The organism is Mesorhizobium sp. M1227 (assembly GCF_040318315.1).
Classification (GTDB): Bacteria; Pseudomonadota; Alphaproteobacteria; order Rhizobiales; family Rhizobiaceae; genus Mesorhizobium.
Map to the genome: position 1 here is coordinate 406,763 of NZ_JAMYLZ010000003.1, position 24,443 is coordinate 431,205.

Consider the following 24,443-nt stretch of genomic DNA (forward strand, 5'->3'; position numbering starts at 1 on the left):
CTTGGCAACAACCTTCCGATTTACACCGGACCACAAATTCCGGACAGCGCGGACCGTTTTCCCATGCTCGAAAAGACCTACGACGCCAAAGCCGTCGAGCCGAAGATTGCCAGGATATGGGAAGAGGCCGACGCGTTTCGGGCCGGCGCCGGGGCCGAGGAGGGGGCTGAAGCCTTCACCATCGTCATCCCGCCGCCGAATGTCACCGGCTCGCTGCATATGGGTCATGCGCTCAACAACACGCTGCAGGACATTCTGGTGCGCTTCGAGCGCATGCGCGGCAAGAACGTTCTTTGGCAACCAGGCATGGACCATGCCGGCATCGCCACGCAGATGGTGGTCGAGCGCCAGCTTATGGAAAAGCAGATCCACCGCCGCGACCTGACGCGAGATGAGTTCATCGACAAGGTGTGGGAGTGGAAGGCCGAGTCCGGCGGCGCGATCCTCAACCAGCTGAAGCGGCTCGGGGCCTCGGCCGACTGGAGCCGAGAGCGCTTCACCATGGACGAGGGCCTGTCCAAGGCCGTGCTCGAAGTGTTCGTGACGCTCTACAAGGAAGGGCTGATCTACAAGGACAAGCGCCTTGTGAACTGGGACCCGAAGCTGTTGACCGCCATCTCGGATCTCGAGGTCGAGCAGCAGGAAGTCAACGGCAACCTCTGGCACTTCCGCTATCCGGTCGAAGGCATGACCTTCGATCCGGAAAATCCGAAGACCTTCATCACCGTTGCGACGACCCGCCCGGAGACGATGCTGGGTGATACGGCTGTCGCCGTCCACCCCGACGACGAACGTTTCCGGCATCTCGTCGGCAAGAACCTCATCCTGCCGATCGTCGGCCGCAGGATCCCGGTGGTGGCGGACGAGTATTCCGATCCCGAAAAAGGCAGTGGTGCGGTCAAGATCACGCCGGCGCATGACTTCAATGATTTCGAGGTCGGCAAGCGCCACCGGCTGCCGGCGGTCAACATCCTCACCGTCAATGCGGCGGTGAGCCTCAAGGACAATGAGGACTTTCTCGCCGGACTGGAAGTGACGCCGGAGCGCCAGGCCGTCTGGGACAGCCTCGACGGCCTCGACCGTTTCGATGCGCGCAAGAAGATCGTCGAGCTGATGCAGGCGGGCGGCTTTCTCGAGAAGGTCGAGCCGCATCGCCACACGGTGCCGCACGGCGACCGCGGCGGCGTGCCGATCGAGCCGTTTCTGACCGACCAGTGGTATGTCAATGCGGCGGAACTGGCCAAGCCGGCGATCGCCTCGGTGCGCGAGGGCCGTACCAATTTCGTGCCCAAAAACTGGGAAAAGACCTATTTCGACTGGATGGAAAACATCCAGCCCTGGTGCATTTCGCGCCAGCTCTGGTGGGGCCACCAGATCCCGGCCTGGTACGGGCCGGACGGGCATGTCTTTGTCGAAAAGACCGAGGAAGAGGCGCTCGGTGCCGCCGTCGAATACTATCTGGCGCTGGAAGGGCCGTGGAAGGCCTGGGTCGAGGACAAGCTTGAGAATTTCCAACCTGGCGAGATCCTGACCCGCGACGAGGACGTGCTCGATACATGGTTCTCGTCGGCGCTGTGGCCGTTCTCGACGCTTGGCTGGCCGGACCAGACGCCGGAGCTGAAGACCTATTACCCGACCGACGTGCTGGTGACCGGTTTCGACATCATCTTCTTCTGGGTCGCCCGCATGATGATGATGGGCCTGCATTTTATGGACCAGGAGCCGTTCCATACGGTCTATGTCCACGCGCTGGTTCGTGACAAGAACGGGCAGAAGATGTCGAAGTCGAAAGGCAACGTCATCGATCCGCTCGAGCTCATCGACGAATACGGCGCCGATGCGCTGCGCTTCACCTTGACTGTGATGGCAGCGCAAGGCCGCGATGTTAAGCTCGATCCGGCCCGCATTGCCGGTTATCGCAATTTCGGCACCAAGCTGTGGAACGCGACGCGCTTCGCCGAGATGAACGAAGTGGCGCGCGACGACGATTTCTGGCTGCAGGACGCCAAGCTGGCGGTCAACCGCTGGATCCTGACGGAGCTGACGCGAGCCGCGCGCGACATAACGGACGGCATCACCTCATACCGCTTCAACGAGGCGGCGGGTGCCGCCTACCGCTTCGTCTGGAACCAGTTCTGCGACTGGTACCTGGAACTGCTGAAGCCGGTGTTCATGGGCACCGACGAGGCCGCCAAGGCCGAGAGCAGGGCCTGCGTCGCCTTCGTGCTCGACGAGATCTACAAGCTGCTGCATCCGATGATGCCGTTCATGACCGAGGAACTGTGGGCCGAAACCGCCGGCGAGGGCAGGCAACGGCAATCGCTGCTTTGTCATGCGGCATGGCCGTCGCCCGACTTCGAGGACGAGGCGGCCGCCGCCGATATCAACTGGCTGATCGACCTTGTCTCCGGCATCCGCTCGGTGCGTTCGGAGATGAACGTGCCGCCGGCGGCTATCGCACCGCTCGTGGTGATCGGCGCCAACGACGCGACACACGAAAGGCTCGAGCGTCAGGGCTCGGCTATCAAGCGTCTGGCGCGGGTCGGCGACATCTCGCTCGCCGAGGCGCCACCCAGGGGATCCGCCCAGATCGTCGTCAACGAGGCGACGATCTGCCTGCCGCTCGGCAGCCTGATCGACCTTGCCGCCGAGGCAGCGCGCCTGCACAAGGAGCTTGCGAAGGTGACCGAGGAAATAGCGCGGCTCTACAAGAAGCTGTCCAACGAGAAATTCGTCGCCAACGCGCCGGAAGAGGTGGTGGAGGCCGAGCGTGAAAAACTCGCCGAATATCGCGAGGCGCAAGAGAAGCTTTCGGTGGCATTGGCGCGGGTGCGCGATGCCGGTTGATCGAATAGATTGGGCCGGTTGATCGAACAGATTGGGCCGGCTGATCAAACAAGTTGATCGAACAGATTGGGCCGGCTGATCAAACAAATTGGGCCTGCTGGCCGCAATAGATTCGCCGGTCACGAATCTGCCTTCCAGACAGGCCGCCTGCCACGAAAACGGGCATTCCGCAGCGTAAATCTTGAGGCAAACTGAATGTTTTTGCCCCATTGTTGCCGTAATGTAACAATGGCTAATTGGGCACGCAAAATGCCCTGTTTTGTAGTGATTTAGGGGTTTTTCCCGAGTTTTCTCGTCGATCTGTATTGTGGCGGCCATTTTCCCGCCTCGGTAAGAAGGCCGACACCTTGTCGGAAATGCGTTCAGCCAAGCTGTACATGTACGCACGGCGAATTCGTTGTTGCGCCGTTAACCTGAATTGGTTCTAGCTTGATGCAAGGATATTTCGGGGAGGAGATTCATGTGTTATTCGCGTCTGAAAGTGCTGCTGGGCGCGGGGGCTTTTTCGCTGGCTTTGGCTGGGACGGTGCAGGCCGGGGGCTTTGACCGGGGCGGCGTCAACATCGACCAGCTGTTCGACGCGGCGCCATATTCGTTCGACGCAGGCGTCACCTATGTTTCGCCACAGCGCAAACTCAAGAATGTGCAGCGTCTCGATGGCTCGGGTTTGTCGACATCGGCGGTGGACGTTGGTGGCGATTATGCGGTGCCGCATGTCGGCATCAAGGCCAACATCTTTGAGCCCGTAGACTGTCTTGCCACCTATACGAGACCGTATGGTGCGGACGCGAATTTCGGCATGAACAACGCCTATTCGCCGACAGCGGTCAAATACGCCGTCGACACAGACGATTTCGGTCTCACCTGCTCCTATAAGGTGAACGTCGGCAAGGGCTCCGTACGATTCATCGGCGGTGTCTCCTACCAGCAGGTAGACGCGTTTCTTTCCCGTCAGACACTGCTCGCCTTCGGCAATACCGGCCTCGGTGTCTTCAAGCTATCCGACGAGGCATGGGGTTGGCGTGCGGGCGCAGCCTATGAGATCCCCGAGATCGCTCTGCGCGCCAGCCTGATGTACTCTTCGAGCTACAAATATGACGGGCTGTCGGGAACCGTCGACACGACCGGCTTCAGGGGCGCCTTTCCAGCGGATCTGATTCCCGGCTCTACCGGCGTGTACCCAGTCTCGGCGTCGGCTGAGATACCTCAGGCTCTGGAATTCAAGCTGCAGAGCGGCATAGCTCCTGGCTGGCTGGCCTTTGGTTCCATCCGCTGGCAGGAGTGGAGCAAGCTTGGCGTCATTGCCATCAATGGCGTGCGCAGTCCGGTAACCGGTTTGCCCTCGCCCGTTTCATTCGACCTGCTTTATCGCGACGGCTGGACGGTCACGGGCGGTATCGGGCACAAGTTCACCGATCAATTGTCGGGCGTGGTTTCGCTGACCTGGGATCGCGGCACCTCGACGACCTCCGGCTATCAGTCGGATACCTGGGCCGTCGCCAGCGGCGTCTCCTATTCGCCGAACGACCAGGTCGAGGTCAGGCTCGGCGGCTCGATCGGTGTGCTGACGAGCGGGTCATCGACTTTCAGCGGTGTCGGCGACGTGGCAAATGCCGTTACCTACACCTACGGCAACGACCTGCTTCTCGCTGGTTCGGCTTCCGTCAAGATCAAGTTCTAACTATTGAATTTTAAACGACAAAACGGCCGGGCGCTGCCCGGCCGTTTTGTTCGGTGCGTCATCCGGCATTCGGCCAATGCAACAAATTGCCCCCCATGATGTTCGCTCCGATAATTGTGACGTTTTGGCAACAGTTTCTGAACAACCCTCGCGTCGCCCGGCCGCCCGAGAACATTGCCTATTTCCCGCCATAAACCCGGCGCACCTCGAACCTGTCTCGGGACATGCGCCAAAAGGCTAGGCGAAGAGGCAGGCCGCACCGCCCGCGGCAAGGACGAGTATGGACGCCAGAGCGATCTCCAAGGCCAAGCTGCCGAGCCGCCACGTGACCGTTGGTCCCGAGCGGGCGCCGCATCGCTCCTACCTTTATGCAATGGGGCTGTCGGCGGCCGAGATCGCGCAGCCTCTGGTCGGTGTCGCCAGCTGCTGGAACGAGGCCGCGCCCTGCAACATCTCGCTGATGCGCCAGGCGCAAGTGGTCAAGAAGGGCGTGGCGGCCGCCAACGGCACGCCACGCGAATTCTGCACCATCACCGTCACCGACGGCATCGCCATGGGTCATCAGGGCATGAAGTCGTCGCTGGTGTCGCGCGAGGTCATCGCCGACTCGGTCGAGCTCACCATGCGCGGCCATTGCTACGATGCGCTGGTTGGATTGGCCGGTTGCGACAAGTCGCTGCCCGGCATGATGATGGCCATGGTGCGCCTCAACGTACCGTCGATCTTCATCTATGGCGGCTCGATACTGCCCGGCAGCTACCGTGGCCGGCAGATCACCGTGCAGGACGTGTTCGAGGCGGTCGGCCAGCATTCGGTCGGCACGATCGGCGACGCCGAGCTGCTCGAGATCGAGCAAGCCGCCTGTCCGTCGGCCGGCTCCTGCGGCGCCCAGTTCACCGCCAATACCATGGCCACCGTCGCTGAGGCGATCGGCCTGGCGCTGCCCTATTCCTGCGGCGCGCCGGCACCCTACGAGATGCGAGACCGCTTCAATTTCGCTTCCGGCGAAAAGATCATGGAGCTGATCGCAAGGAACATCCGCCCGCGCGACATCGTTACTATAGAAGCGTTGGAAAATGCCGCGACCGTGGTCTCGGCCACCGGCGGCTCGACCAACGCGGCGCTGCATCTGCCGGCGATCGCGCACGAGGCCGGGATAAAGTTCGATCTTTTCGACGTGGCCAAGATATTCGAGAAAACACCCTATATCGCCGACCTCAAGCCGGGCGGCAAATACGTCGCCAAGGACATGTTCGAGGCCGGCGGCATTCCGCTCTTGATGAAGACGCTGCTCGACCATGGCTATCTTCACGGCGATTGCCTGACGGTGACCGGCCGCACTTTGGCCGAAAATATGGAACATGTTTCCTGGAATGACAGCCAGGATGTGGTCCGTCCCGCCAATAGGCCGATTACCCAGACCGGCGGGGTCGTGGGCTTGAAGGGTAACCTTGCCCCCGAAGGCGCGATCGTGAAGGTCGCAGGCATGGCGGAACTCAAATTCTCGGGTCCGGCACGCTGCTTCGATTCGGAAGAGGAATGTTTCGAGGCTGTTACGCACCGTAACTATAGCGAAGGCGAGGTTCTCGTCATCCGTTACGAGGGTCCGCGCGGCGGCCCGGGCATGCGCGAAATGCTGTCGACGACGGCGGCTCTCTACGGCCAGGGCATGGGCGGCAAGGTAGCGCTCATCACCGACGGGCGTTTTTCGGGCGCAACGCGCGGTTTCTGCATCGGCCATGTCGGGCCGGAAGCGGCAGTGGGCGGCCCGATCGGGCTGCTTAGGGATGGCGACTTGATCTCGATCGATGCGGTGAACGGCACGATCGAGGTTGCATTGTCCAAGGCCGAACTGGCGGCGAGGGCAAAATCATGGAAGGCGCGCACGACCGACTATCAGTCGGGCGCGATCTGGAAATACGCACAGACGGTCGGACCTGCCCGCGACGGCGCGGTCACCCATCCCGGCGGTGCCAAAGAAACACACTGCTATGCGGACATCTGAGTTGTTGAGGTCGTCTGTCCTTTCGGCACTGGTTGCGCTCGCCACGTTTGGCGCGACCTTGGGCGCCGTCGGCCAGGCCATGGCCTTCGACGACAAGGTGTTCGACGACAAGACCGGCGTGAAGCCGCAGTCGAGCCCGTGGGCGGTGTTCCAGTTCGGCTTTTCCGCCTACAAGAACGGCCATAAGGAGCAGGCCGCGGAAGCCTATAAATATGCCGCAGAGAACGGCCAGATCGGCGCCACCTGGAAGCTTGCGCGCATGTATGCCGAAGGCGATGGCGTGGCGCGAGACGACTACGCGGCGTTCAAGTTCTTCAGCGAGATCGTCGACCAGGATGTCGAGCCCGGTTCGCCCGAGGAAAGCTATGTTTCGGACGCGCTGGTGGCGCTTGGCGACTATCTGAGGAAGGGCATTCCCGGCAGCCCCGTCGAGGAGAACGAGGTGGCGGCCCAGGAATATTACATGCGCGCCGCCGCCAACTACCGCAACCCGAACGCCCAGTTCGAGATGGGCCAGATGTTCCTCAAGGGTGAGGGCGGCGTCAAGGCCAGCGTCAAGCAGGCCGGACGCTGGTTCCAGCTGGCGGCCGAAAAGGGCCATGCGGGCGCGCAGGCGACGCTCGGCAACCTGCTTTTCCAAAGCGGCAAGATCGTGCGGGGGCTGGCGATGATGACCGCGGCGCTCGAACGGGCCTCACCCGCCGACCAGCCATGGATCCGCGGCATGCAGGAAGAAGCGTTTGCAGCCGCCGGCGAAGCCGACCGCCGCACCGCGATCTCGCTGGCCGACGACATCCTCACCAAGGGTGGCGGCGACCAATAGGTCGGCAGAATTTCCGTTTTTAGATCAATTGTCGGTCGGTTCCGCCGGCATGCGGCTGGGCGCCGGTGTTGAGATCGGCGTGCCCTGCAGATGTGGGGCCAGCGTGTTCTCCGGGCAGCCATCCCGCTGCTTTGTCCAGGATGTGTTGTTGAGCACCATCTCGCAACGGGCGAGGTAGCTTTGGCCGGCAAGCGTCAGGCAGGCGACCCGGCCGATCTGGAATGATTTGCCGTTAGCCAGGCACTCTGCATCGGCAAAAGCCGGCGTCGCCACCGCCATCGCAAGCGCGCAGCCGATCGGGCAGAGTGCAAATCGAGTAGTCATGGGAACCCCAGCCACCATGATGATTTCTCATTAAGCGCGCGATTTGTGGCGATAAGAGGTCAACTTATCAATGTGCCGCCGGACAGCAGCTCCGGTCAGGCCGGCTGCAGCGCCAGATCGATCGCCACCGGCACGTGGTCGGAGGGTTTTTCCCAGGCGCGCACCTGTTTTTCGATCGAAGCCGAGGAAAACCAGTTGGCGGCTTCGGGCGACAGAAGCAGGTGGTCAATGCGGATGCCGTTGTTCTTCTGCCAGGCGCCGGCCTGATAGTCCCAGAACGTAAAAATGTCCGAGGCGTCGGTGACGGCACGCACGGCTTCGGTGAAGCCGAGATTCTTCAGCCGCCGGAACGCTTGCCGCGTCGCGGGCTGGAACAGTGCATCGCTTAGCCAGTTTTCCGGATACTTCGCGTCGATCGGCTCGGGAATGACATTGTAGTCGCCGGCCAGGACCAGCGGCTCTTCCAGAGCAAGCCGCTCCTCGGCCCAGCGCTCAAGTCGCGCCATCCAGGAAAGCTTGTAGGAGAACTTCTTCTCGTCGTCGATCGGGTTGCCGTTCGGCAGATAGATCGAGGCAACGCGCAAGGCGCCCTTGTCGGTCGAGAACACGCCCTCGATGAAACGCGCCTGCTCGTCGGCATCGTCGCCCGGCAAACCGCGATTGACCTCGTCGAAACGCAGCTTCGACAGGATGGCGACGCCGTTGAAGCCTTTTTGGCCGTAAGTCTCGACATTGTAGCCGAGCGCCTCGATCTCGGCGCGGGGAAACTGCTCGTCGACCGTCTTGATCTCCTGCAGGCAGGCGATGTCGGGCGCGCTTTCCGTCAGCCAATGGGTCAAATTGCCGATGCGGGCGCGAACGCCGTTGATGTTCCAGGTGACGATTTTCATGACGGCCTCGATAGGCTGGTGGTCCGGAGACTAGCGATCCGGTGGATGACGTTCGACAAGGCCGATCGTATTGCCTGCCGGGTCCTTTAGGAAGGCCATCCATTCGCTTTCCCCCGCCTGGCCGAACAGGCCTTCGGTGTCGCGATGGACGAGCGCCGGCGGCGCGGTGAAGGGAACACCGGCGGCCCTTGCCGAAGCGTGGAACTCGTCGAGGCCCGATATGTCGAGATAGACGGTGCCGGCAGGCAGGCCGTCGGTGAAAAGCAGGCGCACGTCACCGGCCATGATAAAGGCGATGCCCGGCGGATCGAAACGCGCATGCAGGTTCATGCCGAGCACCTCGCGCCAGAACGCCAGCGTCGCATCGAGGTCGCGCCCGGCGGAAAGCGCGACCTGACGGACCGCGCCGATGTCGGGCATTTCTAGATCGAGAAGCTGGTGCCGCAGCCGCAGGAGGCGACCGCATTGGGGTTTCTGATCTGGAACGACTGGCCCATCAGATCGTCGACGAAATCGATCACCGAGCCGCCCATATAGACCAGCGACAGGTCGTCGATCAGCACGGTGGCGCCGTCCTTCTCGATGGCGACGTCGTCGTCATTGCGCCTGTCGACCAGGTCGAACTTGTAGGAGAAGCCGGAACAGCCGCCGCCCTCGACCGAAACGCGCAGGGCCGTCTTGCCGGCTTCGCTCGCCACAATCTTGGCGATCCGCCTGGCGGCGGCGTCGGTCATCTCGACTTTCATGGCGGTCTTGGCATCAGCGCCCATGGGCGTCACCTTGCTTTCGGTTTCGTATGATAGGTATGAAGCGCGACGGGGCAAGTCAACTGCGGCATACGCTATGACCAATGAGTTGGGCGACATCGGATTCGGCTATCGGCCGCGCGCGGCCTATGCCAGCGACCCGGCGAAGTCGCGCGGGCGGCTGTTCGACGAGGTGGAAAGCCCGACGCGCACGCCCTTCCAGCGCGACCGCGACCGCATCATCCATTCGACGGCGTTCCGCCGGCTGAAGCACAAGACGCAAGTGTTCGTCGCGCACGAAGGCGACCATTACCGCACGAGGCTGACGCATTCGATCGAGGTGGCGCAAATCGCACGCGCTCTGGCGCGGGCGCTGCGCGGCGACGAGGACCTGGCCGAGGCGGTGGCCCTGGTGCACGACTTCGGCCACACGCCCTTCGGCCATACCGGCGAGGACGCGCTGAACGACAAGATGGCCGCCTGGGGCGGCTTCGACCACAATGCACAGTCGCTGCGCGTGGTGACGCGGCTGGAGCGGCGCTATGCCGAGTTCGACGGGCTGAACCTCACCTGGGAAACGCTGGAGGGGCTGGTCAAGCACAATGGCCCGCTGACCGATGCCAAGGGCAAAGGGCTGAAGGGGCCGGTGCCGCAGGCGATCCGCGACTATTCCGAACTGCACGACCTCGAGCTCGACCGCTTCGCCGGTATCGAGGCGCAGTGCGCGGCGATTGCCGACGACATAGCCTACAACACCCACGACATCGATGACGGCTTGAGGGCAGGGCTGTTGACGCTCGATATGCTGGAGGGCGTCTCGCTGCCGGGGTCGATCCTCAAGGGCGTGCGTCAGCGCTATCCGGCGCTCGATGACGTACGCACCGGCCACGAGCTGATGCGCCGGCAGATCACCATCATGGTCGAGGACGTGATCGTCTCGACGACGGCCAATCTGGCGCGCATCAAGCCCGGCAGCGCCGAAGCGGTAAGGGCGGCCGGCGAGACGATGGTGAGCTTCTCCGCCGACACGGCCGCATCGGAAAAGGAGCTGAAGGCCTTTCTCTACAAGCACCTCTATCGGCATGCGGAGGTCATGCGGGTGCGCGCCGATGCCGACCAGATCGTCAGGGACCTGTTCGACGTCTATTTCGCCGATCCGCGCGCCATGCCGGATGGCTGGCGCGAAGGGCTCGACCGGGCAGAGGACCGCGTCAAGGCGCGCAGTGTTGCCGATTTCCTGGCCGGCATGACGGACACTTATGCGCTCAAGGAACACAGGCGTTTGTTTGACCATACGCCGGATTTGAGCTAGGGCGGGCGCGATTTTGCCGGCCAACGCGCCGGATCCATGCAAAACCGTCAGAGCCATAGCAATGAACATCTTCGCCGATTTCAACGCGCGAATCATAAAGGCCGTCGAAGCGCTTGATTTGAAAGACAAGGATGGCGCGTCGCCGGACCTGTCGCGCATCGCCGTCGAGCCGCCGCGCGATGCCAGCCATGGCGACCTCGCGACCAACGCTGCCATGGTGTTGGCCAAGCCGACCGGCCAGAGCCCGCGTGCGCTGGCCGAAAGGCTGGCCGAGGCGCTGCGCGCCGACGAGGATATCGCGGCCGCCGAGATCGCCGGCCCGGGCTTCGTCAATCTCAGGCTCAAGGACGGTTTCTGGCAGGCGCATCTGACGGCGCTGCTCGGCGAAGGCCGCAACTACGGCCGCTCGACTATCGGCGGCGGCAAGAAAACCAATGTCGAATATGTCTCGGCCAACCCGACCGGCCCGATGCATGTCGGCCATTGCCGGGGTGCTGTGGTCGGCGACGCGCTGGCCAATCTGATGGCGTTCGCCGGTTACGACGTGACCAAGGAATACGTCATCAACGATGCCGGTTCGCAGATCGACGTGCTCGGACGCTCAGTCATGCTGCGCTACCGCGAAGCGCTCGGCGATGAGATCGGCGACATTCCGGCCGGGCTTTATCCAGGCGACTATCTGATCCCCGTTGGTCAGGCGCTGGCCAGCGAATTCGGCCGCTCCCTGCTGCAGATGCCGGACGAAGAGGCGCTTGCCATCGTCAAGGACAGGACGATCGATGCGATGATGGCGATGATCCGCGAGGATCTGGCGCTGCTCAACGTGCATCACGACGTCTTCTTCTCCGAGCGGACGCTGCATGCCAACAATGCGAAGAAGATCCGCTCGGCGATCAGCGACCTGACGCTGAAGGGCCACATCTACAAGGGCAAGCTGCCGCCGCCCAAGGGCGAGAAGCCGGACGACTGGGAGGACCGCGAGCAGACGCTGTTCCGCTCGACCGCGGTCGGCGACGACATGGACCGGGCGCTGGTCAAGTCGGACGGCACCTTCACCTATTTCGCCGCCGATGTCGCCTACCTCAAGGACAAGGTCGATCGCGGCTTCGTCGATCTGATCTATGTGCTTGGTGCCGATCATGGCGGCTATGTAAAACGGCTGGAAGCGCTTGCCCGGGCGATTGCCGGCGACGAGGTCAAGCTTACCGTGCTGCTTTGCCAGCTGGTCAGGCTGTTTCGCGCCGGCGAGCCGGTGCGCATGTCGAAGCGGTCCGGCGAGTTCGTGACCTTGCGCGAAGTGGTCGAGGAGGTTGGCCGCGACCCGATCCGCTTCATGATGCTCTACCGCAAGAACGACGCGCCGCTCGACTTCGATTTCGCCAAGGTGACCGAGCAGTCGAAGGACAATCCGGTGTTCTACGTGCAGTACGCCTCGGCGCGCTGCCATTCGGTGTTCCGGCAGGCGAGCGAGCAATTGGGCGAGGCCATGTTCGACCGCAACCAGCTGGCCGCCGAAGTGGCTTTGCTGACCGACGAGGGCGAGATCGGCCTGATCAGGAAGCTCGCCGAATATCCTCGGCTGATCGAAGCCGCGGCGCTCGCGCTCGAGCCCCACCGGCTGGCATTTTACCTTTACGAACTCGCTTCCAGCTTCCACGGACACTGGAACCGGGGCACCGATAATCCCGACTTACGTTTTGTTAAGGTTAACGACCGACAATTGACGCATGCCAGACTAGGGCTGGTGCAGGCTGTTTCGGACGTTTTGACGTCCGGCCTGACGCTGATCGGAGCCAATGCGCCCACCGAAATGCGTTAGGTTTGAGTAAAAAACCTGTCACCTTTTGCCCACATTGCGCTGGTAAGGGCCAACCCTACGCGACGTCCATGGCGTCCGAATGAGTGCGAGTTCGGGAACAATAATGGCAGACAGAACCCAGCTGAGAGCAGCCGACCACAACGACATCGCCAACGATGATCCGTTCGCGGAACTGACCAGGATCATGGGGTTCGACCCGCGCCAGCCGGTCAAACCGCAAACGCCGGCACAGCCGAAAACCGCTGCCGCCGAACCGTCGCTGGACGAGGGCGATTTCGAGATCGATCTCGAGAAGGAGTTGATGGGCGAATTCGGCGCCGACGCCAATGACAATGCTTCCCCTGCCAAGCTTCGCGAGTCGACACCCGAACCGGCCGCCGCCGACGAAATGGAGGACGCGCTTGCTGCCTCGTTCGAACAGGATTTCGCGTTCGACGACAATGCGGCGGACGATGCTGCTCCTGTTGCGGCCGCTCCTGTTGCCGCCGACGAAAGGGCGTTCGCTCCCGCCGTCGAGCCGGAGCTCGACGACGAGTTCGATAACGCCGTCGCCGGCTCGCTCGAAGACGTGTCGCCGTTCGAGGACGACCTTTCGAGTGACGACGAACTTGCCGCCTCGCTCGACCAGGATTTTCGGCACGACGACGATGTGACGGCCAAGATCGCGGTGACCGGCGAGGATGAACCCAAGGCCGCAGCCGAGGCGATCGAACCGGTCGACGAGCCCGCCTTCGACGATGAGTTCGACAATGCCGTGGCAAGTTCGCTCGAAGACGAGATGATGCTCGAAGAGCATGAGCCGATGGAGCAGACCGTCGCCGTTGAAACCGCCGCGCAAGCGGCCGCGCCTGCGTTCGACAACGAGTTCGACGATGCCGTTGCAAGCTCGCTCGAAGACGAGCTGATGTTCGACAAGCATGAGCCGATGGAGCAGACCGTCGCCGTTGAAACCGCCGCGCAAGCGGCCGCGCCTGCGTTCGATGACGAGTTCGACGATGCCGTTGCAAGCTCGCTCGAAGACGAGCTGATGTTCGACGAGCATGAGCCGGCGGAAAACGTCGCCGCCCCGGCATCGCCGGTTGAGGCGGTTTCGGCCGATGAGGATCTTGCCGGCCATTTCGATGATGCCATGGCCGATGTCGACATGGACTTCGACGTTCGCTCGAACGGGCCTGCCGAAATCGAAGAACCAGAGTTTATCGAAGAGCAGTCGATCGAAGAGCCAGAGGCCGCCCGGCTTTCCGGCACGGCCGCTGAAGCGGCGTTCGACGACGATTTCGATCTGAGCTTCGACGATGCGCCTGCCGAGGAAGCCGAAGAGCCCGTGGCGCAGGTTGCGGCCGAACCAGCGGCGCCGGCCGCTGTCGTCCCGACGGCCCCAGTGGCCGAGGAACGCAGCCTGGAGGACGAACTGAACGCGCTGCTCGGTGCGATGAGCACACGGCCGGCACAAGCGGTCAACGAACCTCAGACAAGCCCGCAGACTGCCCAGAAGCCCGTGATGGCTGTTCAGCAGACTATCGCGCCGGTAATTCAGAAGCCAGCAGTGGCCGCTGAACAGCCAATGGCGACGGTCAAAGACGTCGCCAACGAACCGGTGCATGTTGTCGACGAGCTGGATTGGGAACTCGACGAGCACGAGCCCGCTGAGCCGCAGCAGTCCAGTGCCGCCGATGACGCCGATCTTGGCAGTGTCCTCCTCGATGAGCTTGAAGGCGAGGATTTCGGTGTTGAAGCCGCTGCCGGACCCGCGGATGATCTCGACAGCGATGCGCTCGATGCCGACTTCGCCAGGAATATCGGCCTGGATCATGACTCCGCCGACAAGAGTGCGGCAGCTGCTGCCGAAGAAGACCCGCTCGATGCGCTGAACTGGCTGACGACACGCGCCGCACCGCCCGAGCCGGCCCGCTCGTGGAGCCGCGTGACGCCGGTCGCACAGCCTCAGCCCGCTTTTGCAAGCCAGCCGATGGCTTCGGCGCGTTCGGCACCACCGCCGCAGCCGGCTGCAACGCCGTCCTATCGGGCCGCACCGGTCGAAGAGAGGCCGTCCTATGAAAGCCAGGCATCCCGTGAAGAGAGGCCGTCCTATGAAGATCGGCCCGCCTACACGGAAGCTGCACCAACTTCGCGTCAACAGCCTTCCGCCTATGACGAGATGCCCGATGTCGAGACGGTCGACGTGCCCGAGCGCGTCGTGGCGCTGGCGGACGATCTCGACATTCCGGAGCTCAACTTCGACGATGACGAGCCGGTGGCGCCCGCCTACGACGATCTCGATGCCGATTTTGCCAGCCTTCTCACCGAAATGAATGCAACGGATATAGCGCCTGCCCCGGTGCGCAGTGCTGGCTATGACGATGAATACGATGCCGGCTTCGCGTCTGGCTACAAGCAAGATCGTAGCGAGACGCGCGCCTATGGCGCCAAGCCTGCGGAAGCCCCCGTCAGCGCGACGGCCGCTTCCTATGCCGATGCAGCGGACGGTTTCGATCTGGGCCCATTGCCCGGCGGCCAGCCTGTTTCGCAGGCAGACGATTTCACCTTCGATGAGCTCGACTACGATCCCGAACTGGACGAGGAGATGTCGGTTCCCGGCCTTGCCGAACGCGGGGCCGAAAGGCAGCCGCGCAGGCGCGGGCTGCTGATAGGTGCGGTGGTCGGCGCCGTGGCGATCGCCGGAGGCCTTGGCGCCTTTGCGTTGACCCTCGGCGGCAAGAGCGGCGGCGATGCGCCGGTTATCGTCAAGGCCGACAACAGGCCGATCAAGATCAAGCCGGAAAATCCAGGCGGCACCGTCGTGCCGAACCAGGACAACAAGGTTTATGACGCTGTGGTCAAGGGCACCAAGCCCGCCGAGCCGGTTCAGCAGAAGCTGGTCACCAACACCGAAGAGCCTGTGGACCTGAAGGCCAACGAACCGGAGAGCCGCGTCGTCGATCTTTCGCCCAATGACCCCGATGCCGCGGACGATATCGACGCGCCCGGCACCGCGGCGTCCGACACCGACGGGGCTGGCACCAATGCGCCCGGCACCAGCGCGTCTGACTCCAGCACGCTTGGCGCCAGTGTGGCTGGCGCTGCCGAAACCGCCGCCGCACCGGCGCCCAAGTCCGAGGATCGCATCGCGCAGGTTCTGCAGGAGGCCGAGAAGGGTGCAACCCCCGAGATCGTCGCCGTTGCGCCGCGCAAGGTACGGACCATGGTCGTGAAACCTGACGGTTCGCTGGTGGCGCGCGAGGATCCGGCGCCTGCCGCCCCGCAGATGGCTGCTGCCGAGCCGGCCGATCCGGCGCCGCAGCACGTCGCTCCGTCGGCCCAGGCCGACGCCGCCGCGCCGACCGGCACCGTGCCCCTGATCGACCAAATCACAAGTGATCCGAAGATTGGCGACCAGCCGAGTGGCGATCAGGCGAGCGGCGATCAGGCCGAAACCTCCAAGCTGCAGCCGGCGCCCAAGCCCGACACAAAGGCTGAAGCCAAGCCGTCAGCCAGCAAGCAGTCCGCCAGCACCCCGGCCACGGTTCCGGTGGCGCCGCAGCGTCCGTCCGACCAGCCGGTCGACGTGGTCGGCGAGGTCAAGCCCGATCAGGTCGCTTCCATCGATCCGGCCGCGGCCGGGGCTGGTTCGTGGTCGATACAGATCGCTTCGCAGCCGACAGTCGAAAGCGCCCAGGCGACTTACCAGGATCTGCAGCGCCGCTACGGCAGCGTGCTTTCCGGCCGCACCGCCAACATCGTCAAGGCCGAGATTGCCGGCAAGGGCACCTTCTACCGCGTCCGCGTTCCGGCGCAGTCTCGCAACGAGGCGATCAAACTGTGCACCAGCTACAAGGCTGCCGGCGGCAATTGCTTCGTGTCCCACTAGCCACCAAAACCCCTCGAAAAGCCGGCGTCCGCGCCGGCTTTTTTGCGTCAACGGAAACCTCTGAAGGCAATTGGGGGCGATTCCCTTTGTCGGCGCGAAGCTCTAAACTGTTCCGCATGACCGAATCAAAATCCATGATCCTCGGCTGCGCCGGGAAATCACTGACCCGCGACGAGATCCGTTTCTATCGCAACGAATGCCCGTGGGGCTTCATCCTGTTTGCGCGCAATATCGGCGAGACCGAGCAGATCCGCGATCTGGTCGCCGCCATGCGCGACTGCGTCGAGCGTGCGGACGCGCCGGTATTCATCGACCAGGAGGGCGGCCGGGTGCAGCGCCTGCGGCCGCCGCTGGCGCCGAACTATCCGGCTGCCGGCGCACTCGGCGCCTTGTGGCGCGACGACCATGACGCCGGCACCCGTGCCGCCTGGCTGATGGCGCGGCTGCATGCCTTCGACCTGCTGCGCTACGGCATCACGGCGGATTGCCTGCCGGTGCTCGATGTGCCGATCGAGGGCGCCAGCGACGTCATCGGCGCGCGCGCCTATGGCAAGGAGCCGCGCCCCGTCATCGAATTGGGTCGCGCCGCGGCGGAAGGCCTGATGGCGGGCGGCGTGCTGCCGGTGATGAAGCATATTCCCGGTCATGGACGGGCCTTCGCCGATACGCATTTCGAACTGCCGACCGTCGACGCCTCGATCGGCGACTTGCAGCGGCATGATTTTGCCCCGTTCAGGGAGCTCAAGCATTTGCCGATGGCGATGACGGCGCATGTCGTCTATAGCGCGATCGACCCGAAGAACCCGGCCACCACATCCGGCAAGGTCATCGAAGAGATCATCCGCGACGAAATCGGCTTCGACGGCCTGTTGATGAGCGACGACACCTCGATGAAGGCACTTTCTGGGGATTTCCCGTCAAAGGCGGCCGCGATCCTTGCGGCGGGCTGCGATCTGGTCCTTCACTGCAACGGCGTGTTCGAGGAGATGGCCGGCATTGCATCGCGCACGACCGGGCTGGAAGGCAAGTCGTTTGAGCGCGCGGAGCGGGCGCTGACCTATATCAGGAACCGCGACGTGGCGGACGAGACCGAGATTCGGGCCGAATTTGCCAGTTATTTCGACGCGGTGGCCTAGCATCAAAGGAAGCGAAGTGGCGGAAACATTGGACCTGAAGGCCGGCAAGGCCGCACCGATGGACCGCTTGTGGGCCGAGAACGACGATTCCCGGCTGACCGGCGATCCGGCGTTGGTCGTCGATGTGGCCGGTTTCGAAGGTCCGCTCGATCTTCTGCTGCATCTTGCCCGCAATCAGAAGGTCGACCTGTCGCGCATCTCGATCCTGGCGCTGGCCGAACAGTATCTGGCCTTCGTCGAGAAGGTGAGGGCGCTGAGACTGGAGCTTGCCGCTGACTATCTGGTGATGGCGGCGTGGCTGGCGTTTCTCAAGTCGAAGCTCCTGATCCCCAAGCAGCCCGGCGACGATGGCGAAAGCGGCGAGGAACTGGCGGCGGTGCTGCAGTTCCGGCTGAAGCGGCTGGAGGCGATGCGCGACGCGGCGGCACGGCTGGTCAACCGTAACCGGCTCGGACGCGACGTGTTTGCACGCGGCATGCCGGAAATGGTCATCGTCGAGAAGCGCAATGCCTATTCGGCCTCGCTCTACGACCTGTTGACCGCCTATGCCCAGCAGCGCCAGAAGCAGGCAATAACCAATGTGACGATCGCCAGGCGCGGCGTGTGGTCGCTCAAGGATGCGCGCGACGTGCTGACCAGGCTGATCGGGTCGCTACGCGACTGGACGGCGCTCGACAGTTTCCTGGTCGAATATCTGGCCGCCCCGGAAGAGCGGCGCACCGCGGTTGCCAGCTCGTTTGCGGCGACGCTGGAACTGGTGCGCGAAGGCAAGATGGAAATGCGGCAGGACCAGGTATTCGCGCCGCTTTATCTGCGCGACCGCGCCCAGGCCATCAAGATAGTCGAGGTAACACCATGAACGAACGCGCCAACGCTTCGGTCATTCCGTTCAAGGTCGACGACGACGCCGAGCAAGGCGCGGTCGCCGAAAACCCGGCACAAAATCAGGGGCAGAATTTGTCGCGGAATCCTGGCGAGCGGCTGCATATGGCGGAGGCCGTAAGGATGGCCGAGGCGATCGTATTCGCCAGCGCCGAGCCGGTCAGCGAAAAACAGCTCACTTCGCGACTGCCCGACGGCATCAACATTGCCGCGGCAATGGCCGAACTGCAGCAGATCTATGCGCGGCGCGGCGTCAATCTGGTGCGCGTCGGCGATGCCTGGGCGTTTCGCACCGCCGGCGACCTCGCCTTCCTGATGAGCCGTGACACGGTGCAGCAGCGCAAGCTGTCCCGCGCCGCCCTCGAAGTGCTGGCGATCATCGCCTACCACCAGCCGGTAACGCGCGCCGAGATCGAGGACATCCGCGGCGTCGAGACGTCAAAGGGGACGCTCGACACGCTGATGGAGACCGAATGGGTGAGGATGCGCGGCCGGCGTCGCACGCCCGGCCGTCCCGTCACTTATGGCACCACCGACATTTTCCTCGACCATTTCGCACTGGAGGAGATACGCGATCTCCCCGGCATGGAGGAATTGAAGGGTGCCGGGCTGCTGTCCGGCCGCATGCCGTCGAATTTCTCGGTGCCGCTGCCGCCGGCCGACGCCGATGCGCTCACCGACGACGAGGATCCGCTGACCGACATCGACCTCGAAGAACTCGGCCTTTTGACGCCGCGCGTCACGGAAGATTGAGCCGAGCGCCATCTTAAAGCCACAGGCAGGATGGAACTGCGCCGATTGGTAGCGGGCCGCCGTGCCGAAAGTGCGTGACTTCGGCGACTCATTCATGAACTCTGTCGCAGTTCTGTTTGAATCCGAACCCGAAAGCGCATAGATCAGCGTCTGGGAAACCGTTCGAGAGAGATTTGCTATGGGTTCATTTTCGATTTGGCACTGGATGATCGTTCTGGTGATCGTGCTGCTGGTGTTCGGCCGCGGCAAGATCCCCGAGTTGATGGGCGACATGGCCAAGGGCATCAAGAGCTTCAAGAAGGGCATGGCGGACGACGAGACTGCCGAGGACAAGCGTACCGTTGAACACCGTGCCGACGAAACCGTTTCGGTACCGAAGGAAAAGGCCAGCAAAAGCTGAGCCCAAACTTTAGTCGGAACGTATAGCCATGTTCGAAGTCGGCTGGACCGAGATGCTGGTGATCGCGATCGTCATGATCGTGGTCGTCGGGCCCAAGGATTTGCCCAACATGCTGCGCACCTTCGGCCGCACGACGGCGAAGCTGCGCGCCATGGCGTCCGATTTCCAGCGGCAGTTCAACGACGCGTTGAAGGAAGCCGAGCTCGACGACGTCAAGAAGTCGGTCGATTCGCTGAGAAGCCTCAATCCGGCAGCCGAGATCAGGAAGCAGCTCAATCCATTCGAGCAGGCCGCCGCCGACGTCCGTTCCGGCGTCGACGCAGTGATGAAACCCAAGCCGGCCGTCGATGCCGCCGCTTCGACGGAGCAGGCAGCCGAGCCGCTTAAGAACGGCGCAACGACGATGCCCGGCGTCAGCCCGCCGGAGCCGACGCCGGCCACGCCGATCTTTCCGGCGATGACGGACGAGTCCGTCGTAGCGCCGGCAGTGCAGGCGCAAACGGCTGCAGCGGCCGTGCCGAAAAAAGCACCTGCGGCAAAGAAGAAGCCAGCGCCCGCAAAAGCCGCGGCCGCCGCGCCGGCCAAGCCGGCAAAGACTGCTGCGCCAAAGGCTGCCGCAAAAGCTGAGCAAAAAGCGCAGTCGTCAGCAGCGAAGAAGCCGGCGTCAGCAACGAAGAAGCCGGCCGCCAGGAAAACGGCGGGAGCCGCCAAGTGAGTGTTTCGGACAAGGAAAAGGACGAGATAGAAAAATCGTCGGCTCCGCTGATGGAGCACCTGATCGAGTTGCGCCGGCGGCTGATCTGGTCGATCGGCGGTTTTTTTGTTGCCTTCCTGGTCTGCTTCTTTTTCGCCAAGCGGCTGTTCAACCTTCTGGTCATTCCGTTCAGATGGGCGACCCAATGGGCCGGGCTCGACCCGCACAAGGTCGAGCTGATCTATACGGCGCCACAGGAGTTCTTCTTTACCCAGGTCAAGCTCGCCATGTTCGGCGGCATGGTCATCGCCTTTCCGCTGATCGCCACGCAGATCTACAAATTCATCGCGCCCGGCCTCTACAAAAACGAGCGCAACGCCTTCCTGCCGTTCCTGATCGCCTCGCCGATCCTGTTCCTGATGGGCGCGTCGCTGGTCTATTTCTTCTTCACGCCGATGGTGATGTGGTTCTTCCTCGCCATGCAGCAGACCGGCACCAACGACCAGGTGCAGATTTCGCTGCTGCCGAAAGTGTCCGAATATCTCAGCCTGATCATGACGCTGATCTTCTCCTTCGGCCTGGTGTTCCAGCTGCCGGTGGTGACAAGCCTGATGACGCGGGTCGGCATGCTGTCGTCAACGGCCCTGGCCGAGAAGCGCAAATGGGCGATCGTCATCGCCTTTGTGGTGGCGGCGGTGCTGACGCCGCCCGACCCGATGAGCCAGATCGGCCTCGCCATTCCGACGATCCTGCTCTACGAGGTCTCGATCTGGTCGGCCCGGCTGATCGAACGCAGCAAGGAGCGCGACCGTGTGGCCCGCGAAAAGCAGGACGCCACCGAAGAGGTGGCCGAAAAGCCGGCGGACGCGTCTTCGACGTAGGTGGGGTTGACCGGCTGGCATCTTTTTGCCGGCCGCAGCAACTTTGTTCTTGCTTTGTGCCGGCAGCTATGCTACTAATTTAAGTATGGTGCCAATTGGCTCCAAAAACCCGCCTCTCGAGGCGGGTTTTTGTTTCCAGGGTTCTTTCGATCGAACGTTGCGCGTGCTGCCTACCTGAGGTCGGCGCGAAGGAACTCTGCCTTGACGTCTTGTATCGATGCGGTTTACGCCCTCTGGTCTTTGTTTTGGGCATTTCCTTGCCCCGAAACCGCCGTGCCGAGGACGAACAGACCATGCTTGACATCAAATGGATTCGCGACAACCCGAGGGCCCTTGTCGAAGCGCTCCAGAAGCGCTCGTGGTCGGCCGGGGATGCGCAGTCCACGGTCGACGACATTATCGCCGCGGATGAGGCGCGGCGCGAGCATCTGACCGAGCTGCAGACCAGGCAGGAACGCCGCAACGCCGCATCGAAGGAGATCGGCAATGCCATGCGCTCGGGCGATGCAGCTCTTGCCGAAAGGCTGAAGGCCGAGGTCGGCGAGATCAAGGCCTTCATCCAGAATGGCGAGGCGCGCGAGCGCGAGCTCGACAAGGCGCTGAACGATGCGTTGGCAGTGCTGCCAAACGTGCCGTTCGACGACGTGCCGGTCGGCAAGGACGAGCACGACAACGTCGTCAAACGCGTCGTCGGCAAGGTGCCGACGCGGCCGAACTGGGTGAAGGAGCATTTCGAGATCGGCGAAGCGCTCGGCATGATGGATTTCGCGCGGGCAGCACGGCTTTCCGGCTCGCGCTTCACCGTGCTCAAAAGCGGCCTGGCGCGGATGGAACGCGCGCTCGGCCAGTTCATGCTGGATCTGCACACCACCGAGCACGGCTATGTAGAGATCCAGCCGCCGTTGATGGTGAATGCTGAGACAATGTTTGGCACGGGCCAACTTCCAAAGTTCGAAGGCGATCTTTTCAAAACTGAAAAGTCCGCATCTATCGAAGATTTGCGCCCCACAATGGCTCGAGCTACTGAGGAATTTTTATCGGCCTACCGACGGAAATATCCGCACGGAAATTTTCCACCAATTGAGCAAATGAGAGAGGAACAAATTCAATACGTAGGTAAAGCGATAGAGGCGTTCCTCGGGACAGAACTCCGATTGCACGAGCGCGACCCTCATGAACCAATTGACGTTCCTGTTCCCTTCTACCTCATCCCAACCGCCGAAGTGCCGCTCACCAATCTCGTTCGCGACGAGATCATGCCGCACGAACAACTGCCGCTGCGCTATACGGCGCTGACGCCGTGCTTCCGCTCCGAGGCGGGCTCGGCCGGGCGCGACACGCGCGGCATGCTGCGCCAGCACCAGTTCTACAAGGTCGAGCTGGTGTCGATCACCGACCAGGAGACTTCGGTTGCCGAGCATGAGCGCATGACCGAATGCGCCGAGGAGGTGCTGAAGCGGCTCGGCCTGCCGTTCCGCACCATGACGCTGTGCACCGGCGACATGGGCTTTGGCGCGCGCAAGACATACGACATCGAGGTCTGGCTGCCCGGCCAGAACGCGTATCGCGAGATTTCTTCGTGCTCGGTATGCGGCGATTTCCAGGCGCGGCGCATGGACGCCCGCTACAAGGACAAGGACGGCAAGGGCAACCGCTTCGTCCACACGCTGAACGGTTCGGGCACCGCCGTCGGCCGCGCGCTCATTGCCGTCATCGAAAATTATCAGAACGAGGACGGCAGCGTAACCATTCCTGAAGCGCTTCGGCCTTACATGGGCGGTCTGGAAAAGATCGAATCGAAATAATGCGCATCCTTCTGACCAACGACGACGGCATCCATGCCGAAGGCCTTGCATCACTCGAACGCATCGCGCGCACGCTGTCGGACGACGTCTGGGTGGTGGCACCGGAACAGGATCAGTCCGGCTATGCGCATTCGCTGTCGATCTCGGAGCCGCTGCGGCTCAGGAAAATCGGCGAAAAGCACTTTGCGGTGCGCGGAACGCCGACCGACTGTGTCATCATGGGCGTGAAGAAGATCCTGCCCGCAGCGCCTGACCTGATCCTGTCCGGCGTCAATTCCGGCGCCAACATCGCCGACGACGTCACCTATTCGGGCACGGTCGCCGGCGCCATGGAAGGCGCGCTGCTCGGCGTGCGATCGATCGCCATCAGCCAGGCCTATTCCTATGTCGGCGAGGACCGCGTCGTTCCCTACGAGACCACCGAAGCGCTGGCGCCTGCCCTGCTCGAAAAGCTCGTCGCCGTGCCGTTGCCGGACGACGTGCTGCTCAACATCAATTTTCCGAACTGTGCGCCGGAAGAAATCGCCGGAACTGTAGTCACTTCGCAGGGCAAGCTGGTCCACAGCCTGTGGGTCGACGAGCGGCGCGACGGGCGCGGCCTGCCTTACTACTGGCTGCGCTTCGGCCGCGAGCCAGTCGAGGGCAAGCAAGGCACCGACCTCAATGCGTTGCGCAATCGGCTGGTGTCGGTGACGCCGCTGCAGCTCGATCTCACCGCGCATGAAATCCGCGATCAACTGGCCAAGGCGCTCGCATGAACTTGAACCACGCTGCAACGGTCGACGAGCGCGAAGGTTTCGCTGCCTTCCTGCTTCGCCTGCGCGGCAGGGGGACGGTGCCGAAGGCGCTTATCGCCGCCTTCGAGGCGACGCCGCGGCGCGGCTTTCTGTCTCCGCATTTCCACTCGATAGCCTGGTCGGACCGTATGCTGCCGATCGAATGCGGCGAGGCCATCGAAGGCGCCGACCTGCAGGCGGCGGTGATCGCGGCACTTGCCATCGAGCCGGGCAACCGGGTGCTCGAGATCGGCACCGGATCCGGCTACACGGCGGCGGTGATGTCGCGGCTTGCCGCGCGGATCGTCACCATCGACCGTTACAAGACGCTGGCCGAACAGGCCCGGCAGCGGCTCGAGGCGCTCGCCATCGGCAATGTCATCGTGCGCCAGGCGGACGGTTCCAACGGGCTGGCCAACGAAGCGCCGTTCGACCGCATCGTAGCCTGGGCGGCCTTCGACAGCCTGCCGCGCTTTCTCCTCGACCAATTGTCGAGCGGCGGCATCGTCATCGCGCCGATCGGACCCGACGAAGGCGAGCAGGTGCTGGCCAAGCTGACCAAGGTCGGCAGCCGCTTCGAACGCGAGGATATCGGCCTGGTGCGCCTGCAGCCGATCCTGCACGGTGTCGCCGCGGTGATCTGATTCCGGGTACATCGCTCCGCTTGGGGATCAGCCGAAGCCTGTCGTTTCGTCATCCTAGAGCGGTTCCTGATTTGACGGAATCGAAGGGGATTCCGGATCAGTCGGTTTTGTGATTCAAGATGCTGGCTGGAGTGGAGGCCAGCATCGGATGACGCGA

The 24,443-nt window shown here is 62.9% G+C and carries 20 protein-coding genes; 16 read left to right on the forward strand and 4 right to left on the reverse strand.

Annotation, left to right across the window (positions count from 1 at the left end; translation table 11 throughout):
- Positions 1-63: 63 nt before the first annotated feature.
- The 4 genes from NKH28_RS07505 (at position 64) to NKH28_RS07520 (ending at position 7,356) form a co-directional block, all read left to right on the forward strand.
- Entirely contained in the window at positions 64-2,847 is a 2,784-nt protein-coding gene (locus NKH28_RS07505; protein WP_352978395.1) for a valine--tRNA ligase, read from the forward strand.
- A gap of 460 nt (positions 2,848-3,307) precedes the next feature.
- Positions 3,308-4,528 (forward strand): OmpP1/FadL family transporter, encoded by a 1,221-nt coding sequence (locus NKH28_RS07510; protein ID WP_352500879.1) that lies wholly within the window; start codon positions 3,308-3,310, stop codon positions 4,526-4,528.
- 280 nt (positions 4,529-4,808) lie between these two features.
- Positions 4,809-6,533 carry a dihydroxy-acid dehydratase gene (gene ilvD, locus NKH28_RS07515; protein ID WP_352816843.1) on the forward strand — a complete coding sequence of 575 codons (1,725 nt, stop codon included), beginning with the start codon at positions 4,809-4,811 and terminating at the stop codon, positions 6,531-6,533.
- A complete protein-coding gene (locus NKH28_RS07520; protein ID WP_023678939.1) occupies positions 6,520-7,356 on the forward strand; it encodes a tetratricopeptide repeat protein in 837 nt (278 codons plus the stop codon). The genes ilvD and NKH28_RS07520 overlap by 14 nt, the downstream gene beginning before the upstream one ends.
- Positions 7,357-7,380: 24 nt before the next feature.
- On the opposite strand, the gene NKH28_RS07525 is transcribed toward NKH28_RS07520, so the two are convergent.
- The 4 genes from NKH28_RS07525 to erpA form a co-directional block, all read right to left on the reverse strand.
- Entirely contained in the window at positions 7,381-7,698 is a 318-nt protein-coding gene (locus tag NKH28_RS07525) for a hypothetical protein (protein ID WP_352978397.1), read from the reverse strand.
- A 77-nt stretch (positions 7,699-7,775) separates the two neighbouring features.
- Positions 7,776-8,570, reverse strand: coding sequence for an exodeoxyribonuclease III (gene xth, locus NKH28_RS07530; protein WP_352500877.1), 795 nt, complete (start codon positions 8,568-8,570; stop codon positions 7,776-7,778).
- Positions 8,571-8,600: 30 nt separating this feature from the next.
- Positions 8,601-8,990: a VOC family protein gene (locus NKH28_RS07535; RefSeq protein ID WP_352470415.1), complete on the reverse strand. Its 390-nt coding sequence runs from the start codon at positions 8,988-8,990 to the stop codon at positions 8,601-8,603.
- A 2-nt stretch (positions 8,991-8,992) separates the two neighbouring features.
- Positions 8,993-9,340 (reverse strand): iron-sulfur cluster insertion protein ErpA, encoded by a 348-nt coding sequence (gene erpA, locus NKH28_RS07540; RefSeq protein ID WP_254818314.1) that lies wholly within the window; start codon positions 9,338-9,340, stop codon positions 8,993-8,995.
- Between the two features lie 73 nt (positions 9,341-9,413).
- Between erpA and NKH28_RS07545 the strand changes: the two genes are divergently transcribed.
- The 12 genes from NKH28_RS07545 to NKH28_RS07600 all read left to right on the forward strand — a co-directional run bounded on the left by NKH28_RS07545 (position 9,414) and on the right by NKH28_RS07600 (position 24,286).
- Entirely contained in the window at positions 9,414-10,628 is a 1,215-nt protein-coding gene (locus tag NKH28_RS07545) for a deoxyguanosinetriphosphate triphosphohydrolase (RefSeq protein WP_352978399.1), read from the forward strand.
- 61 nt (positions 10,629-10,689) lie between these two features.
- Positions 10,690-12,447 carry an arginine--tRNA ligase gene (gene argS / locus NKH28_RS07550; protein ID WP_352470417.1) on the forward strand — a complete coding sequence of 586 codons (1,758 nt, stop codon included), beginning with the start codon at positions 10,690-10,692 and terminating at the stop codon, positions 12,445-12,447.
- Between the two features lie 103 nt (positions 12,448-12,550).
- Positions 12,551-16,315, forward strand: a complete 3,765-nt coding sequence (locus NKH28_RS07555) for an SPOR domain-containing protein (protein WP_352978401.1) — start codon at positions 12,551-12,553, stop codon at positions 16,313-16,315.
- Positions 16,316-16,431: 116 nt separating this feature from the next.
- Positions 16,432-17,451, forward strand: coding sequence for a beta-N-acetylhexosaminidase (gene nagZ / locus NKH28_RS07560; protein WP_352978403.1), 1,020 nt, complete (start codon positions 16,432-16,434; stop codon positions 17,449-17,451).
- Between the two features lie 58 nt (positions 17,452-17,509).
- Positions 17,510-18,310 carry a segregation and condensation protein A gene (locus tag NKH28_RS07565; protein WP_352815827.1) on the forward strand — a complete coding sequence of 267 codons (801 nt, stop codon included), beginning with the start codon at positions 17,510-17,512 and terminating at the stop codon, positions 18,308-18,310.
- Positions 18,307-19,086 (forward strand): SMC-Scp complex subunit ScpB, encoded by a 780-nt coding sequence (scpB, locus tag NKH28_RS07570; protein ID WP_352500872.1) that lies wholly within the window; start codon positions 18,307-18,309, stop codon positions 19,084-19,086. The genes NKH28_RS07565 and scpB overlap by 4 nt, the downstream gene beginning before the upstream one ends.
- Before the next feature lie 178 nt (positions 19,087-19,264).
- Positions 19,265-19,486: a twin-arginine translocase TatA/TatE family subunit gene (locus tag NKH28_RS07575; protein ID WP_352490594.1), complete on the forward strand. Its 222-nt coding sequence runs from the start codon at positions 19,265-19,267 to the stop codon at positions 19,484-19,486.
- A 28-nt stretch (positions 19,487-19,514) separates the two neighbouring features.
- Complete coding sequence (gene tatB, locus NKH28_RS07580; RefSeq protein ID WP_352978405.1) at positions 19,515-20,201, forward strand: Sec-independent protein translocase protein TatB; 687 nt, start codon at positions 19,515-19,517, stop codon at positions 20,199-20,201.
- Positions 20,198-21,061 carry a twin-arginine translocase subunit TatC gene (tatC, locus tag NKH28_RS07585; RefSeq protein ID WP_023678927.1) on the forward strand — a complete coding sequence of 288 codons (864 nt, stop codon included), beginning with the start codon at positions 20,198-20,200 and terminating at the stop codon, positions 21,059-21,061. The genes tatB and tatC overlap by 4 nt, the downstream gene beginning before the upstream one ends.
- A 293-nt stretch (positions 21,062-21,354) precedes the next feature.
- On the forward strand, positions 21,355-22,866 hold the full coding sequence (serS, locus tag NKH28_RS07590) for a serine--tRNA ligase (RefSeq protein WP_352978407.1): 1,512 nt from the start codon (positions 21,355-21,357) through the stop codon (positions 22,864-22,866).
- Positions 22,866-23,624: a 5'/3'-nucleotidase SurE gene (gene surE / locus NKH28_RS07595; RefSeq protein WP_352815668.1), complete on the forward strand. Its 759-nt coding sequence runs from the start codon at positions 22,866-22,868 to the stop codon at positions 23,622-23,624. Before serS ends, surE begins: the two co-directional genes overlap by 1 nt.
- Positions 23,621-24,286 carry a protein-L-isoaspartate(D-aspartate) O-methyltransferase gene (locus NKH28_RS07600; protein WP_352500868.1) on the forward strand — a complete coding sequence of 222 codons (666 nt, stop codon included), beginning with the start codon at positions 23,621-23,623 and terminating at the stop codon, positions 24,284-24,286. Before surE ends, NKH28_RS07600 begins: the two co-directional genes overlap by 4 nt.
- Positions 24,287-24,443: the final 157 nt, after the last annotated feature.

Excerpts from the sequence above, each read along its gene's own strand:
- argS (WP_352470417.1), top strand. The coding sequence starts at position 10,690 with ATGAACATCTTCGCCGATTTCAACGCGCGAATCATAAAGGCCGTCGAA.
- ilvD (WP_352816843.1), top strand. The coding sequence starts at position 4,809 with ATGGACGCCAGAGCGATCTCCAAGGCCAAGCTGCCGAGCCGCCACGTG.
- erpA (WP_254818314.1), bottom strand. The coding sequence starts at position 9,340 with ATGGGCGCTGATGCCAAGACCGCCATGAAAGTCGAGATGACCGACGCC.
- NKH28_RS07600 (WP_352500868.1), top strand. The coding sequence starts at position 23,621 with ATGAACTTGAACCACGCTGCAACGGTCGACGAGCGCGAAGGTTTCGCT.
- NKH28_RS07545 (WP_352978399.1), top strand. The coding sequence starts at position 9,414 with ATGACCAATGAGTTGGGCGACATCGGATTCGGCTATCGGCCGCGCGCG.
- NKH28_RS07555 (WP_352978401.1), top strand. The coding sequence starts at position 12,551 with ATGGCAGACAGAACCCAGCTGAGAGCAGCCGACCACAACGACATCGCC.
- NKH28_RS07535 (WP_352470415.1), bottom strand. The coding sequence starts at position 8,990 with ATGCCCGACATCGGCGCGGTCCGTCAGGTCGCGCTTTCCGCCGGGCGC.
- NKH28_RS07505 (WP_352978395.1), top strand. The coding sequence starts at position 64 with ATGCTCGAAAAGACCTACGACGCCAAAGCCGTCGAGCCGAAGATTGCC.
- nagZ (WP_352978403.1), top strand. The coding sequence starts at position 16,432 with ATGACCGAATCAAAATCCATGATCCTCGGCTGCGCCGGGAAATCACTG.
- scpB (WP_352500872.1), top strand. The coding sequence starts at position 18,307 with ATGAACGAACGCGCCAACGCTTCGGTCATTCCGTTCAAGGTCGACGAC.
- NKH28_RS07575 (WP_352490594.1), top strand. The coding sequence starts at position 19,265 with ATGGGTTCATTTTCGATTTGGCACTGGATGATCGTTCTGGTGATCGTG.
- NKH28_RS07565 (WP_352815827.1), top strand. The coding sequence starts at position 17,510 with ATGGACCGCTTGTGGGCCGAGAACGACGATTCCCGGCTGACCGGCGAT.
- serS (WP_352978407.1), top strand. The coding sequence starts at position 21,355 with ATGCTTGACATCAAATGGATTCGCGACAACCCGAGGGCCCTTGTCGAA.
- NKH28_RS07525 (WP_352978397.1), bottom strand. The coding sequence starts at position 7,698 with ATGGTGGCTGGGGTTCCCATGACTACTCGATTTGCACTCTGCCCGATC.
- surE (WP_352815668.1), top strand. The coding sequence starts at position 22,866 with ATGCGCATCCTTCTGACCAACGACGACGGCATCCATGCCGAAGGCCTT.
- NKH28_RS07510 (WP_352500879.1), top strand. The coding sequence starts at position 3,308 with ATGTGTTATTCGCGTCTGAAAGTGCTGCTGGGCGCGGGGGCTTTTTCG.
- NKH28_RS07520 (WP_023678939.1), top strand. The coding sequence starts at position 6,520 with ATGCGGACATCTGAGTTGTTGAGGTCGTCTGTCCTTTCGGCACTGGTT.
- tatB (WP_352978405.1), top strand. The coding sequence starts at position 19,515 with ATGTTCGAAGTCGGCTGGACCGAGATGCTGGTGATCGCGATCGTCATG.
- xth (WP_352500877.1), bottom strand. The coding sequence starts at position 8,570 with ATGAAAATCGTCACCTGGAACATCAACGGCGTTCGCGCCCGCATCGGC.